Source organism: Mycobacterium sp. (assembly GCF_019247635.1).
In the GTDB taxonomy this organism is placed as follows: domain Bacteria; phylum Actinomycetota; class Actinomycetes; order Mycobacteriales; family Mycobacteriaceae; genus Mycobacterium.
Genome location: NZ_JAFBAR010000121.1, coordinates 1 through 14,869, shown reverse-complemented (window position 1 = coordinate 14,869; position 14,869 = coordinate 1). Strand labels below are relative to the sequence as shown.

Annotated in this window: 13 protein-coding genes and 1 pseudogene; 6 read left to right on the top strand and 8 right to left on the bottom strand. The window is 68.6% G+C overall.

The features are described from left to right. Both JO236_RS20415 and JO236_RS20410 read right to left on the bottom strand, forming a co-directional pair. Nucleotides 1-1,206, bottom strand: a 1,206-nt coding sequence (locus JO236_RS20415) for an alkane 1-monooxygenase (protein ID WP_293334758.1), incomplete at its 3' end; no start/stop codon positions are given. 110 nt (nt 1,207-1,316) lie between these two features. Continuing rightward, nucleotides 1,317-2,801 carry an APC family permease gene (locus tag JO236_RS20410; protein ID WP_293334755.1) on the bottom strand — a complete coding sequence of 495 codons (1,485 nt, stop codon included), beginning with the start codon at nt 2,799-2,801 and terminating at the stop codon, nt 1,317-1,319. A gap of 106 nt (nt 2,802-2,907) precedes the next feature. Here JO236_RS20410 and JO236_RS20405 point away from each other — a divergent pair, with 106 nt between their 5' ends. Next, a complete protein-coding gene (locus tag JO236_RS20405; RefSeq protein WP_293334764.1) occupies nt 2,908-4,272 on the top strand; it encodes an FAD-dependent oxidoreductase in 1,365 nt (454 codons plus the stop codon). Here JO236_RS20405 and manA read toward each other — a convergent pair. From manA to JO236_RS20385, 4 genes are read right to left on the bottom strand one after another with little or no spacing between them, the layout of a single operon-like run. Beyond that, nucleotides 4,259-5,485: a mannose-6-phosphate isomerase, class I gene (gene manA, locus JO236_RS20400; protein ID WP_293334752.1), complete on the bottom strand. Its 1,227-nt coding sequence runs from the start codon at nt 5,483-5,485 to the stop codon at nt 4,259-4,261. The two genes, JO236_RS20405 and manA, sit on opposite strands and share 14 nt — an antisense overlap. A 7-nt stretch (nt 5,486-5,492) precedes the next feature. Continuing rightward, the gene (locus tag JO236_RS20395) at nt 5,493-6,596 is read right to left on the bottom strand and encodes a TobH protein (protein ID WP_293334749.1); all 1,104 of its coding nucleotides are present in this window, start codon (nt 6,594-6,596) and stop codon (nt 5,493-5,495) included. Continuing rightward, on the bottom strand, nt 6,593-7,990 hold the full coding sequence (locus tag JO236_RS20390; protein WP_293334746.1) for a phosphomannomutase/phosphoglucomutase: 1,398 nt from the start codon (nt 7,988-7,990) through the stop codon (nt 6,593-6,595). The genes JO236_RS20395 and JO236_RS20390 overlap by 4 nt, the downstream gene beginning before the upstream one ends. 59 nt (nt 7,991-8,049) lie before the next feature. Next, nucleotides 8,050-8,490, bottom strand: coding sequence for a DUF3499 domain-containing protein (locus JO236_RS20385; protein WP_293334743.1), 441 nt, complete (start codon nt 8,488-8,490; stop codon nt 8,050-8,052). A 204-nt stretch (nt 8,491-8,694) separates the two neighbouring features. On the opposite strand from JO236_RS20385, the gene JO236_RS20380 reads away from it, so the two are divergent. Continuing rightward, complete coding sequence (locus JO236_RS20380) at nt 8,695-9,117, top strand: metallopeptidase family protein (protein WP_293334761.1); 423 nt, start codon at nt 8,695-8,697, stop codon at nt 9,115-9,117. Between the two features lie 30 nt (nt 9,118-9,147). On the opposite strand, the gene JO236_RS20375 is transcribed toward JO236_RS20380, so the two are convergent. Further along, nucleotides 9,148-9,498 (bottom strand): WhiB family transcriptional regulator, encoded by a 351-nt coding sequence (locus tag JO236_RS20375; RefSeq protein ID WP_323802184.1) that lies wholly within the window; start codon nt 9,496-9,498, stop codon nt 9,148-9,150. 345 nt (nt 9,499-9,843) lie between these two features. On the opposite strand from JO236_RS20375, the gene cofD reads away from it, so the two are divergent. The 4 genes from cofD to JO236_RS20355 are packed head-to-tail and all read left to right on the top strand — an operon-like array spanning nt 9,844 to nt 14,310. Beyond that, the gene (gene cofD / locus JO236_RS20370) at nt 9,844-10,845 is read left to right on the top strand and encodes a 2-phospho-L-lactate transferase (protein WP_293334739.1); all 1,002 of its coding nucleotides are present in this window, start codon (nt 9,844-9,846) and stop codon (nt 10,843-10,845) included. Continuing rightward, on the top strand, nt 10,842-12,188 hold the full coding sequence (locus JO236_RS20365; RefSeq protein ID WP_293334736.1) for a coenzyme F420-0:L-glutamate ligase: 1,347 nt from the start codon (nt 10,842-10,844) through the stop codon (nt 12,186-12,188). Before cofD ends, JO236_RS20365 begins: the two co-directional genes overlap by 4 nt. Beyond that, nucleotides 12,185-13,765: a class I SAM-dependent methyltransferase gene (locus JO236_RS20360; protein ID WP_293334733.1), complete on the top strand. Its 1,581-nt coding sequence runs from the start codon at nt 12,185-12,187 to the stop codon at nt 13,763-13,765. Before JO236_RS20365 ends, JO236_RS20360 begins: the two co-directional genes overlap by 4 nt. Further along, nucleotides 13,762-14,310 (top strand): NUDIX hydrolase, encoded by a 549-nt coding sequence (locus tag JO236_RS20355; protein WP_293334731.1) that lies wholly within the window; start codon nt 13,762-13,764, stop codon nt 14,308-14,310. Before JO236_RS20360 ends, JO236_RS20355 begins: the two co-directional genes overlap by 4 nt. A gap of 7 nt (nt 14,311-14,317) precedes the next feature. Here the strand turns inward: JO236_RS20355 and JO236_RS20350 are convergent. Further along, nucleotides 14,318-14,869, bottom strand: a pseudogene (locus JO236_RS20350) (NDP-sugar synthase); the annotation flags it as partial.

Genomic DNA, 14,869 nt, shown 5'->3' with positions numbered 1-14,869 from the left:
GTTGACCCTGGTGATGTCGCCGTCGTAGTGCTCGAGCACCCGGTGGTCCATCACCTTGCGCCACAGCGCTGGGAAGTAGGTCAGCGAGATCATCGAGGCGTATCCGCTGGGCAGGTTGGGCGAGCCAGCCATGCTGCGCAGCGTCTGATAGCGCCGGGTGGGGTTGGCGTGGTGGTCGCTGTGCCGCTGCAGGTGGTACAGGAACAGGTTGGTGACGATGTGGTCGGAGTTCCAGCTGTGCACCGGCGCGCAGCGCTCGTAGCGGCCTTTTCCGGAAGGGCTGTCGTTCTTCTGCCGCAGCAACCCGTAGTGCTCGAGGTAGTTGACGGCTTCCAGCAGGCTGAAGCCGAAGACCGCCTGGATGATGACAAAGGGGATCAGCGCGGGGCCGAAGACGGCGATCAGCGCGCCGAACAGCACCACCGACATCGCCCATGCGTTGAGCACGTCGTTGGACAGGTACGTCTTGGGGTTCCAGGGGTTGCCCCCGAGCCGGCGGATCCGCTGCGCCTCGAGCCGGAGGGCCGAGCGCAGGCCGCCGATCACGCTGCGCGGCAGGAACTCCCAGAATGTCTCGCCGAAGCGGGCCGACGCCGGGTCCTCGGGCGTGGCAACCCGAACATGGTGGCCGCGGTTGTGCTCGATGTAGAAGTGGCCGTAGCAGGTCTGCGCCAGGGTGATCTTGGACAGCCAGCGCTCCAGCGAGTCCTTCTTGTGCCCCATCTCGTGCGCGGTGTTGATGCCGACCCCGCCGAGCACACCGATCGACAGCGCGACGCCGACCTTTCCTGCCCAGCCCAACCCGCCTTGGGCAGCCGGGAAGCCGAGCCAGCTCAGGTCCGATGCCGCGAACAGATAGGCACCCAGGATCACGCTGAGGTACTGGAACGGTATGTAGATGTAGGTGCAGTACCGGTAGTACTTGTCGTTCTCCAGCCAATCCATTACCTCGTCGGGCGGGTTCTGCCCGTCGGGCCCGAAGAACCGGTCAAGCAGGGGCAGCAGGACGTAGAGCAGTATCGGCCCGATCCAAAGCGGGGCCTGCGCGGCGGCGTGCCAGCCCAGCTGGTTCATCCCCCAGACGAGCGGCAACATCACGAACAACGCCGTCGGCGCGATCAGCCCCATCAGCCACAGGTAGCGCTTCTTGTCGCGCCACTGCGTTTCGAGCACTTCGGGCCCGCGCGAACTGAGTTGTGTGGTCATATGCCAAACCTCCTTGTGAGTCACACCACGATGAGGTTTGACAATACCGCTAGCAAAGTCTGCTGTCTAGACAAATACTATGATTTGTAAACGAAATGCTCAAAGGGGGTCTAGTTGTCTACGAATTCTCCCTGCGCTTCCCTGCGACCCTGTACCGAATGCCGGCGGCCGTAGCCGAGGTAGATCGCGGTCCCCACCGCCATCCAAACGGCGAATCGGACCCAGGTGAGCGCGGTCAGGTTCACGACGAGCCACAAACACGCGCACACCGAGGCGATCGGAAGCACCGGCACCCAGGGGGCCTGAAATCCCCGCGGTAAGTCCGGTCTGGTCCGGCGCAGCACGATCACGCCGGCGGAGACCAGAATGAACGCGAACAAAGTGCCGATGTTGACCATCTCTTCGAGCTTGGTGATCGGGAACACCGAGGCCGTCAGCGCGACCACCACCGCGACCAGCACCGTGATCCGTACCGGGGTGCCGCGCGAACCGGTCTTGGCCAAGGCCCTGGGCAGCAGCCCGTCGCGCGCCATGGCGAACAGGACCCGACACTGCCCGAGCATGAGCACCATCACCACGGTGGTCAGTCCCGCAAGCGCGCCGACGGAGATAATGCCGCTGGCCCAGTGCACCCCGTTGGCCCGGAACGCGGTGGCCAGGTTCGCCGGTTGGCCTCCCGGCAGGGTCTTCAGCTGGGTATAGGAAACCATGCCGGACAACACGATTGAGACGGCGACGTACAGCACGGTCACGATGGCCAGCGACGCCAGGATGCCCTTGGGGACGTCGCGCTGCGGGTTCTTGGTCTCCTCGGCCATGGTGGCGACGATGTCGAATCCGATGAACGCGAAAAACACGATCGAGGCCCCCGCCAGCACGCCGTACCAGCCGTAGTGACTGCCGTGCGCCCCGGTGAGCATCGACAGCACCGACTGGTCGAGCCCGTGTTCGCCGCGGCCGGTTTCGGGCCGCGGAATGAACGGTGTGTAGTTGGCGGCCTTGATGTAGAACGCGCCCACGATGACGACCAGGATCACCACCGAAACCTTGATCCCGGTGACCACCGCGGAAAACCGCGACGACAACTTGGTGCCCAGCGCACACAGGGTCGCCACCACGGTCACAATCAGCAGCGCGCCCCAGTCGAGTTCGAACGAACCCAGGCGGGCCGTACCACCGGCGAATCCGAACACCGTACCGAGGTAGCTCGACCAGCCTTTGGACACCACGGCCGCGCCAATTGCCAACTCCAGCAGCAGGTTCCAGCCAATGACCCAGGCCAGGAACTCGCCGAAGGTGGCATAGGAAAAGGTGTAGGCGCTGCCCGCCACGGGCAGGGTCGACGCGAATTCGGCGTAACACAATGCGGCCAGCGCGCAGGTCGCAGCCGCGATCACGAACGATATCCAGATCGCCGGGCCGGTGACGTCGCCGGCCGTGGACGCGGTCACCGTGAAAATGCCGGCGCCGATCACCACCGAGACACCGAATACCACCAGGTCGCGCCAGGTGAGGTCCTTGCGGAGCCGGGTGCCCGGCTCGTCGGTGTCGGCGATCGACTGCTCGACTGATTTTGTCCGCCATCGACCTGCCATGTGATCCCCGCCCTTCCGTGCCCCCGCTCACCGGGAGCGTAGTGGGTACCCTGCGGGGATGCTTGACAGCGGAGCAAACGGCAGGGGCCAGACCAGGGACCATGCAATAGTCATCGGGGCCAGCATCGCCGGGTTGTGCGCCGCGCGAGTGCTCTGCGACTTCTACGGCCGGGTGACCCTCTTCGAGCGCGACGAGTTACCCCCAACCCCGGCCAATCGCGCGACGGTGCCCCAGGACCGACACGTACACCTGCTGATGGCGCGTGGGGCAAACGAATTCGAGGTCCTGTTCCCCGGCCTGCTGGACGACATGGTGGACGCGGGGGTGGCCAGGCTTCAGAACCGGCCGGACTGCATCTACCTGGGCGCCGCCGGCCACGTCCTCGGGACGGGACGGACCCTGCGCCAGCAGTTCACCGCCTACGTGCCCAGCCGACCGCATCTGGAATGGCAGCTGCGGCAACGGGTTCTCGACATCGACAACATCGAGATCGTGCGGCGCGCGGTCGCCGAGCCGCGCTTCGACCCGGCACGGCAGCGGGTCACGGGGGTGGTCCTGGGTCCCCAGGACGCCGACGGCGCCAAGGACGCCGGGCACGCCGATTACCTGCCCGCCGACCTCGTCGTGGACGCCGCCGGCCGGGGCACCCGCCTACCCGTGTGGTTGGAGCAGTGGGGCTACCAGCGGGCACCGGAGGCCACCATCGACCTCGGCATCAGCTACGCCACCCATCAACTGCGCATCCCGGACGGCCTGATCCAGGAGAAGGTGGTGGTCGCCGGGGCGTCCCACGACAAGTCGGTGGGCCTGGGCATGCTGTTCTACGAAGACGGCACGTGGGCCATGACCACGTTCGGGGTGGCCCGAGTGCAGCCCCCGCGGACCTTTCCGGAGATGCTGGCACTCGCCGAAGATCTGCTGCCGGATCATTTCACCGCCGCGCTGGCCCGGGCGGAACCCATCGGGGATCCGGCCTTCCACGCCTTCCCGGTCAGCAGGTGGCGCCGCTACCACAAACTGGACCGCTTCCCCGGCGGGATCGTCCCGTTCGGGGATGCGGTGGCCAGCTTCAACCCCACCTTCGGGCAGGGCATGACGATGACCTCCCTGCAGGCCGGTCACTTACGACGGGCCCTGGAAGCTCCGGAGGTCGAACTTGCCCACGAACTCAATAGGGCCACCGCCAAGACGACGTTCCCGGTGTGGACGATGAACGCCATCGGCGACGTCGCCTTTCACCATGCCGACGCGGAGCCACAACCTCGCTGGTGGCGGCCGGTGGGCGCGCTGTTCGATCAGTTCCTCGGCGCGGCGGAGACGGATTCCGTTCTCGCCGAATGGTTTCTACGTCGGTTCAATCTGCTGGACAGCCTGTACATGGTCCCGCCGCCGGCGATCGTCGGGCGTGCCATGGGGCACAACATGCGGCTGTGGCTGGACGAGCGCCGGGGGCGGCTCACAAGCCGATAGTCGCCCTGAACAGCTTGGCCGGCCGTTGGGCCAGCAGCCGGATCGGGCCGTCATCGGCCGCCACCCAGGCAGCCATTCCGCGGTCTAGCGTGAGCGATCCGGACTTGCCGTGCACCGTCGTCGAACCCTCCGCGCACAGCAGGATCTGCGGACCCTCATGGCGCGCGGCCGCGTCGACCTGATGGCCCAGATGCTCGCCGTCGAGCTTGAGCAGCGCGACCGCGAACTCGTCGGCCGGGGTGTCGTAGACGAGGCCCAGCCCCTCTGGACGAATCGGTGGCCGAAGCTGGGATTCCGGGGTGGGCGCGAAATCGAGCACCCGCAACAGTTCCGGCACGTCGACGTGCTTGGGGGTCAGGCCCCCGCGTAACACGTTGTCCGAGTTGGCCATCACCTCCAGCGCGAAGCCGCGCAGATAAGTGTGCAGGTTGCCCGCCGGCAGGAAGATCGCCTCTCCCGGGGCCAGGTCGATGCGGTTGAGCAACAGCGCCGCCAGCACACCGGCATCGCCGGGATAGCGTTCGCCGAGCTCCAGCACCGTCTTGGCTTCCGGTGCGAATTCGGTCGCGCCGGAGCTCACGTACTGGATGGCCCCGTCCAGCACCGCGGACACCAACACATCGATGTCGGGCTGCGGGGCGGTGATCCAGGTGGTGAACAGCGCGCGCAGGCCGTCGGCGTCGGACTGGTCGCCCAGCAAATCGATGAACGGGTCCAGGTCGGAGACGGCGAGCGCCTGCAGCAGCTCTGTGGTGCGGGCCGGATGCCGGAATCCGGCGAGCGCCTCGAACGGCTGCAGCGCCACCAGCAGCTCCGGCTTGTGGCTGGTGTCGCGGTAGTTGCGGACGGGCGACGTCACCGGAATGCCGAGCCGCTCCTCGCGCAGATAGCCCTCCACCGCCTGCTCGCCGCTGGGATGGGCCTGCAGCGACAACGGCTCGTCGGCCGCCAGCACCTTGACCAGGAACGGCAGCACGTCACCGAACCGCGAGCGAGATGCCGCTCCGAGCTGGCCCTCCGGATCGGCCCCTAACGCGTCCAGCAGGGAGGTTTCACCGTCGGCCGATTCCAGCCAGGCCGGGTCGGCGGGGTGTGCACCGAACCAGAGTTCGGCTTCGGGATGTGCGGCCGGGACCGGCCGTCCGGTGAATTCAGCGAGAGCGGTGCGCGATCCCCAGGCGTACGTCCGTAACGCTCCGCGTAGAAGTTGCACCTTCTATCTATCCCCGTACCAATCGCAAGTAAACCGCGGCCATCTCTAGCCGAACGGCCAATACTGCCAGTTGCTGCTCGCCGCGCCTAGCGTTGCTGGCTGCCGCTGCCCCCGCCGGCCGCGCCTCCCCCGGCGCATCGGGCGGCTCCGGCACATCCTCGGCGGCGACCAGATCGACGCCGTCGAGCCCGGCGACCCTGGCGGCGACCACGGTGCGCTCGTCGGCCAACGTGAGCGCGAGCACCCGCAACCGTTCCGGCAGCGGGCCGTCGATCTCTTCGTCGTGAAAGAGCGCGTCCACCGAAGATTCGGCGGCCGGTCCCGAACGCAGGGCCACCACCGCATCCGCCAACGCGGTGGCCGCCGCCACCTGGTTGGCGATCCGGAACAGCACCGAGCTGCCGTGCCGGGCCAGCGCCAGCGTGGCGGCGCCGTCGCCGGCCAGCGCCACCCGGCGGCTAAAGATGCGCTCGGCGAGTGTCTTGGCCGGGTTGGTGAACACCTCGCGTCCCGCGCTGTTGCGCAGCGCCTCGGCGTCCAGTTCGTCGGCGAGCAACGCCAGATCCATGCGCAGCCTGGGGTCCACGGTCTGCGCGGCGGCCAGGCCCGCGGCCAGGTAGCGAGACAGTCCGAACTCGTCGGGAACCCCGAGTCGCGGCGCGAGCACGGCGACCCGTCCCGCGGTCGCATCGCGCAGCGGTCCCTCGAACGGCGCGACCACGACAACCCGCGCACCCCGCCGCACCCCGGTCGCGGCCGCGCTGACCAATGCGGGATCGCCGGGATCGTCGCCGGCGACGATCAGCACATCAAGTGGGCCGACCCACGGCGGAGCCTCGCTGGTCAGCGTGATCGGCTCGGCCGCCGCGGGGCCCAGGGTCGCGGCCAGGATGGCGCCGGCGGTCTCTGCGGTTCCGCGGCCGGCCACCCAGATCACGCTGCGCGCGCGGTCAGCCGAACCGCTCAGCGGCTCCAGCGCGCCTTCCTCCGCAGCGGCCGCCACCGCGCGCACCTGGGCGCCTGCCATTGCCGCCGCGCGCAGCAGACCTTCGCGGTCGGCGGCGATCAAGCCCTCGGTGTCCTCGAGATCGACGGCCCGGGTGGCGTTCACGGCCCCGCCTTCTCCCGCCCGGCGTGGGCCACGATGTGATCGCTGACCTCGCCCACCACCGCGTCGACATCCTCTGCGCTGCGCCCCTCCACGTTGAGTCGCAGCAGCGGCTCGGTATTGGAGCTACGCAGGTTGAACCAGCTGCCGTCGCCCAGATCCACGGTCACCCCGTCCAGATGGTCGATGGACTGGATCCGGCCGCCGAAGGCTCGCAGGACCGCGTCTACACATCCCGCCGCGTCGTCGACTTTGAAGTTGATCTCGCCGGATGATTCGTAGCGCTGGTAGTCGGCGGTCAGCTCCGACAGCGGCCGGTCCTGCTCGCCGAGGGCGCCCAGTACGTGCAGCGCGGCCAGCATCCCGGAATCCGCGCCCCAGAAGTCGCGGAAGTAATAGTGCGCCGAATGTTCACCGCCGAAGATCGCGCCCGTATCGGCCATCAGCGCCTTGATATAGGAGTGCCCGACCCGCGAGCGCAGCGGCGTGCCACCCCGCTCGATGACCAGTTCGGGTACCGCGCGGGACGTGATGGCGTTGTGGATGATGGTCGCGCCGATCTCCCGGGTGAGCTCGCGCGCGGCAACCAAGCCGGTCACCGTCGACGGCGAGACCAGTTCGCCGCGTTCGTCGACCACGAAGCACCGGTCGGCGTCGCCGTCGAAAGCCAGACCGATATCGGCGCCGGTTTCCCGCACGTGGGCCTGCAAGTCCACCAGGTTCGCCGGGTCCAGCGGGTTGGCCTCGTGGTTGGGGAACGCGCCGTCGAGCTCAAAGTACAACGGCAGCAAGGTCATTGAGTCGATCGCCGCGAGAACGGCAGGCGCCGTGTGACCGGCCATCCCGTTGCCGGCGTCCACCGCCACCCGCAGCGGACGCAGCCCTTCGGTGTTGACCAGCGAGCGCAGGAACACCCCGTAGTCGTTAAGCACATCCTGGTCGGTGCCCGTCCCGGGCTGCCCGTCGTAGGGCGGCACGCCGTTGATCAATTCGTCGCTGATGACGGCCAGTCCGGTATCGGCGCCGACGGGTTTGGCGCCGGCGCGGCACAGCTTGATGCCGTTGTAGGCCGCCGGGTTGTGACTCGCGGTGAACATCGCGCCGGGGCAACCCAGCAGTCCCGAGGCGAAGTACAGCTGGTCGGTGGACGCCAGGCCGATGCGCACCACGTCGAGGCCCTGTCCGGTCACCCCGGTGGCGAAAGCGGCGGCCAGCGACGGCGAACTGTCCCGCATGTCGTGGCCGATCACCGCCCGTCGCGCGCCTTCGGCCCGCATCAGCCGGGCGAACGCGGCGCCGATGTCGGCGACCAACGACTCGTCGAGCTCCGCGCCCACCAGCCCACGCACGTCGTATGCCTTGACGACACGATGGATAGCCGCGGCGGGCCGAGACATAGGGCTCCTGACGACGTTGACTTGTTTCGACTCTTCGCCGTCAGCCTAATGGCCGCGCCTTAATCAGCAGGGTCGGGCAGCACTCGCAGATGACCGCGGCGGCGTCCGGAACGATGCTCGGGCGGCGCGAGTACGCCGCTGGGCGCCGTGGCCTGCGCACCCGCAAGGGGGCCCTCGGTGAACCCGATGAGTGGCGCGCCGGTGCCGCCCAGGTGGTGCTTGCCGGCCTGACCCTCGCGGACCGCGTCGGCGAGCGCGACCAGGTCGTCCTCATCGGGGTTGGTGGGCTCAGAGTTGAGCGGGCCGGCGTGGCGCACCAGCTCCCATCCACGTGGTGCGGTGATGCGACCGGCATGGCCGACGCACAGGTCCCACGAATGCGGTTCGCGTGCGGTGGCCAGTGGGCCAACCACGGCCGTAGAGTCCGAGTAGACGAACGTCAACGTCGCGACCGCATAATGCGGACACCCGGGCCGGCAGCAGCGACGGGGAACGTTCACGCTCGAAAGGCTATCGTGCGGAAACGCTGCCGAAGCGCCGGACACGCGCATCTGTTCGGCGCGCATGCTCAACCGTTACTCACCGCGGTCACCCGTTACCATCAGCGCGTGAGCGAGTGGCACGGTCCCCGGCGCTTCGGCTCGCCGGGGAGCGGGTCGTGGGACAGATCGGCGTCGCAGCGGGCGTCGCGCCGCGGCCGCGATATGCGCGGTCCATTGCTGCCGCCGACGGTGCCCGGATGGCGCAGCCGGGCCGAGCGATTCGACATGGCGGTACTGGAGGCCTACGAGCCGATCGAGCGGCGGTGGCAGGATCGGCTGGCGGAGCTCGACGTGGCGGTGGACGAGATTCCCCGCATCTCGGCCAAGGACCCCGACAGCGTGCAGTGGCCGCCGGAGGTGATCGCCGACGGCCCCATCGCGCTCGCCCGGTTGATCCCCGCGGGCGTTGATGTCCGGGGCAACTCCACCCGGGCGCGAATTGTCCTGTTCCGCAAGCCAATCGAGCGACGAGTAAAGGACACCGTCGAACTTGGCGACTTACTGCACGAGATCCTGGTGGCTCAGGTGGCCATCTATCTGGACGTCGAGCCCTCCGTCATCGACCCGACGATCGACGACGAGTGATCTCACGGAACCTGAGCCGGTCAGGGCGCGCTAGATGATGCCGCGCTTGAGGCGCCGCCGCTCCCGCTCGGAGAGACCGCCCCAGATGCCGAAGCGCTCATCGTGGGCCAGCGCGTACTCCAGGCACTCGTGACGCACCTCGCAGCCCAGGCAGATCTTCTTGGCCTCCCGAGTGGAGCCACCCTTCTCCGGGAAGAACGCCTCCGGATCCGTTTGGGCGCACAGGGCCCGGTCCTGCCATTGATCGGCGGGTGCCGGCTCGGGCTCGGGTTCAAATGCCACGGGCGCCTCGGGCACGGGTACCAAACTCAAATGCGGTCGCGCAATTGCCATTGGTACCACGGGAACCGAGCCGGCAGCGGCGTGCGACGTGGTTCCCATTACGCCCCGAAGGTGCTCATAGGACATAGCCCCGCCTCCTCTTGCTAGAGAGTGAATTCGTTTGCCACTGTTGTGATGTACAGACAATTCGAACAAGTGATCGAATCTCGGTCTGCGACACCGGAACCGGCCGGCCAACCGGGAAATGACACTGATGTGATTAGACACGTGTGGACCTGCCTGGTCAAGCGTTTCCGCGCATTTCCATATCATCTCGTGACCAAATTTCGGCGTTTCTGTTGTAGGGGCCCATTCGGCGTGTCGGGTGCAACCGGTCACACGACCCACTCCGGCACCTCGTCGCGCCCGTGTTTGGCGGCTATGGCGCGGGTACTGTCGTGCGCTGTGAAGGTCACCGTTCTGGTCGGCGGGGTCGGCGGCGCCCGGTTCCTGCTGGGGGTGCAGCAGCTGCTGGGCTTGGGGCAGTTCAGCCGGGCGGACGGACCTGAGTCCGGCCACCAGCTAACCGCCGTCGTCAACGTCGGTGACGACGCGTGGATCCACGGCGTGCGGGTCTGCCCCGACCTGGACACTTGCATGTACACCCTGGGCGGTGGGGTGGATCCGCAGCGGGGGTGGGGGCACCGCGACGAAACCTGGCATGCCAAAGAGGAACTGGCGCGGTACGGCGTGCAACCCGACTGGTTCGAACTCGGCGATCGCGATCTGGCCACCCATCTGGTCCGCACCCAGATGCTGAACGCCGGCTACCCGCTGTCACAGATCACGGCGGCTTTATGCGACCGCTGGCAACCGGACGCCCGGCTGCTGCCCGTCACCGACGATCGTTGCGAAACCCACGTCGTGATCACCGATCCGGCCGACCAGAAACAGCGCGCGATCCACTTCCAGGAGTGGTGGGTGCGCTACCGGGCCAAGGTGCCGACACACAGCTTCGCATTCATCGGAGCCGAAAAGGCCAGTGCTGCAGCCGAAGTCGTTGGGTCCCTCGCGGCTGCCGACGTGATCCTACTGGCGCCGTCCAACCCGGTGGTCAGCATCGGCGCCATCCTGGCCGTCCCGGGCATCCGCGCGGCGTTGCGCGCGGCCGCCGCGCCAGTGGTGGGCTACTCACCGATCATCGGCGGAAAACCCGTGCGCGGCATGGCCGATGAATGCCTGAAGGTGATCGGGGTGGCCTCCACCGCCGAGGCGGTCGGCCGGCACTACGGCGCGCGGCGGGGCACCGGGATACTCGACTGCTGGCTGGTGCACGACGGCGACGAGACCGATTTCGCCGAGATCGACGGTGTCGCGGTGCGATCGGTGCCGCTGTTGATGACCGACCCGAAGGCCACCGCGGAGATGGTAAGGGCCGGGCTGGATCTCGCGGGCGTGGTCCTGTGACCGAGCACGGAGCCGCCGCCGCCGTCGAGATCCTGCCTGTCGCAGGGCTTCCCGAATTCCGGCCCGGTGACGACCTTTGCGCCGCCATCGCGGCCGCCGCGCCGTGGTTGCGCGACAGCGACGTCGTGGTCGTCACGAGCAAGGTGGTGTCCAAATGCGAAGGCCGGCTGGTTCCGGCACCCGAAGACGAGGAGGCGCGAGATCGGCTGCGGCGCAAGCTGGTCGACGACGAGGCGGTCCGAGTACTGGCACGCAAGGGCAAGACTTTGATCACCGAGAACCGGAGCGGGCTGGTCCAGGCCGCCGCCGGCGTGGACGGATCCAACGTCGGCCGGGCCGAACTGGCGCTGCTGCCCGTCGATCCCGATGCCAGCGCCGCGACCCTGCGCACCGGGCTACGGGACCGGCTGGGGGTGACCGTCGCGGTGGTCATCACTGACACGATGGGCCGCGCCTGGCGCAACGGCCAGATCGACGCCGCGGTCGGCGCGGCGGGTCTGGCCGTGCTGCACAGCTATTCGGGTGCCGTCGACGCGCACGGCAACGAACTCGTCGTCACCGAGATCGCGGTGGCCGACGAACTCGCGGCGGCCGCCGATTTGGTCAAAGGCAAGCTGACGGCGATGCCGGTCGCGGTGGTCCGCGGCCTGCCCGTCAGCGACGACGGTTCAACGGCCCGGCAACTGCTGCGCCCCGGCGAGGAGGACCTGTTCTGGCTCGGCACCGCCGAAGCCATCGACCTGGGGCGCCGGCAGGCGCAGTTGTTGCGCCGGTCGGTGCGCAGCTTCAGCGACGAACCGGTGCCCCCGGAGCTCGTCGAGGCGGCCGTCGCCGAGGCGCTCACCGCGCCGGCCCCGCACCACACCCGCCCGGTGCGGTTCGTCTGGCTGCGGACTCGGGCCATGCGGACCTTGCTGCTGGACCGGATGAAAGACAAATGGCGCGTGGATCTCACCGGCGACGGCAGGCCCGCCGAGTCGGTGGAACGTCGGGTGGCGCGCGGCCAGATCCTCTACGACGCACCCGAAGTCGTGATCCCGATGCTGGTGCCCGACGGGGCGCACAGCTACCCGGACGCGGTCCGCACCGACGCTGAGCACACCATGTTCACGGTCGCGGTCGGAGCGGCCGTGCAGGCACTGCTGGTCGCCCTGGCGGTGCGCGGAGTGGGCAGTTGCTGGATCGGCTCGACGATCTTCGCGGCCGACCTGGTCCGCGACGAGCTGGAGCTACCGGCTGACTGGGAGCCGTTGGGCGCGATCGCAATCGGCTACTCCGCGGGCTCCGGGCCTGCCGGGCTGCGCGACCCGGCGGTGGTCGCAGACCTGTTGATCCGCAAATGAAGACGTTCTCGGGCAAAGCCGCCGCCTCAGCCGACAAGGTACGCGGTGGCTACTACACGCCGGGGCCCGTAGCACGATTTCTGGCCGGCTGGGTCGCGCACGCGGGCCCGCGGATCCTGGAGCCCTCCTGCGGTGACGGCCGGATCCTGCGCGAACTCGCCGCGGTCGGCAGCGACGTGCACGGTGTGGAACTCGTCGCGGACGAGGCGGCCAAGGCGCGGCGGTTCGCGCCTGTGGACACCACGGACTTTTTCAGCTGGCTCGGTACGTCCGGTGTTTGGGATGGGGTGGCGGGCAACCCGCCGTACATCCGCTTCGGGAACTGGCCGGCCGCACAGCGCGACCCGGCCTTGGAATTGATGAGGCGCGCTGGCCTGCGCCCCACCCGGCTGACCAACGCCTGGGTCCCTTTCGTCGTGGCCAGCACGGCGCTGGTGCGCGATGGTGGGCGGGTTGGCCTGGTGCTCCCCGCCGAGTTGCTTCAAGTCGGCTACGCCGCTCAGTTGCGCGACTTTCTGCTCACCCGCTTCCGGGAGATCACGCTGCTGACGTTCGACCGGTTGGTGTTCGACGGGGTCCTCCAGGAGGTCGTGTTGTTCTGCGGCATCGCGGGCGCGGGCCCGGCGCGGATCCGGACGGTCCAGCTGGCCGACCCCGAAGCGCTGGCCTCGATGACAGACGCGGATCTCGACGTCCCTTCGGCGCCCGCGCTGCTGCACGACAAGGAGAAGTGGACCAAGTACTTTCTGGAACCCGCCGCGATTCGGCTACTGCGCGCGCTCGACCAATCCGACGCCCTGACCCGGCTGGGCCGTCTGGCCGGAGTGGACGTGGGCATCGTGACGGGGCGCAACAGCTTCTTCACCTTCACCGACGCCGAAGCCAACGCGCTCGGTTTGACCGGGCATTGCGTCCCGCTGGTGTCCCGTAGCGCCCAGTTGACCGGCCTGATATACGACATCGACTGTCGCACAAGCGATGTCGCTACCACGCATCGGACCTGGCTGCTCGCCGCGGAACACCGCCCCACCGATCCCGCCCTGGTCGCGCACATAAAGGCCGGTGAAGCGGCCGGCGTCCATCTGGGCTACAAGTGCTCGCTGCGCAAGCCGTGGTGGAGCACACCGTCGCTGTGGATCCCCGACCTGTTCATGCTGCGCCAGATCCACCGGGCGCCGCGCCTGACCGTCAACACCGCGGCTGCCACCAGCACCGACACCGTGCACCGGGTGCGGGTCAATCCGGAGGTCGACCCGACCGCGCTTGCCGCGGTGTTCCACAACAGCGCGACATTTGCCTTCGCCGAAATCATGGGCCGCAGTTACGGCGGCGGCATCTTGGAGCTGGAGCCCGCCGAGGCCGAGCGGCTGCCCATTCCCCCGCCGTCGCGCGCCACCCCGGCGCTTGCCGCCGACGTCGATTTGCTGTTGAAGGCCAACGAGACCGAGAAGGCGCTGGACCTCGTCGATCGCCGGGTGCTGATCGAGGGGCTCGGTTTGGCACCCGACGTCGTGACCGGTTGCCGGTCGGCGTGGGCTGCGCTGCGCGACCGCCGCACCAAGCGGGGTTCGCGATGAGCCTGCGCCAGTCGGTGATCGGCGTCCTGACCGACTGGCAGGCACCCGACCCGGCCCAGGACTCGTTGCGCCAGGCCGTACTCGGCTTCGTGCTCGCCCGCGACGACGCCTGCCGTCGCGACTGCGTGCCGGGCCACATCACCGCGTCGGCGCTGGTTGTCGACCACAGCGGTACCCAGGTCCTGTTGACTCTGCACCCGCGCCTGGGCCGGTGGGTGCAGTTGGGCGGGCACTGCGAGGACGACGACGCCGACATCGTCGCCGCCGCCCTGCGGGAGGCCACTGAGGAGTCCGGTGTGAGCGGTCTGTGTATCGAACCCGAACTGGTCGCCCTGCACGTCCACGCCGTCACCTGCTCGCTGGGCGTGCCGACCCGGCATCTGGACATGCAGTTCGTGGCCGACGCCCCCGCCGGCGCGCAGATCGCGATCAGCGACGAATCCACCGATCTGCGCTGGTGGCCGGCCGAGGCGTTGCCGCCCGGGACGGACCACGCGCTGGCCCAGCTGGTCACCCGGGCGTTGGCGCGCCGAGCCGCACGCTGAGCGCGCGTCAGACGTCGGACGAGTAGCGGATCCCGCCGTCGGGAATGGAGATGCCGGGCCATACCCGGGCACCGCGCAGCAGCTCGCAGCGCGCGCCGATGTCGGCGCCGTCGCCGATCACGCCGTCGCGGATCAACGCCCGCGGACCGATGCGAGCACCGAAGCCGATGATCGAGCGCTCGACCACGCTGCCCGCCTCGATCCGCACTCCGTCGAAAACGACCGCGCCGTCCAGCCGTGCACCCGGACCGATCTCCGCGCCGCGCCCGACCACCGTGCCTCCGATCAGCAACGCGCCCGGCGACACCGCCGCGCCGTCGTGCACCAATTGCTCACCGCGATGCCCGCCCAACGCCGGCGAGGGAGCGATGCGGCGCACCAGATCCGCCGACCCGCGCACAAAGTCTGCCGGGGTGCCCATGTCCCGCCAGTAGCTGGCATCGACGTAGCCGCAGACCCTGACGTCCCCGTCGGACAGCAAGGCCGGGAACACTTCACGCTCGACCGATACCTCGCGGCCCCGCGGTATGCGGTCGATGATCTCACGGGCGAACACGTA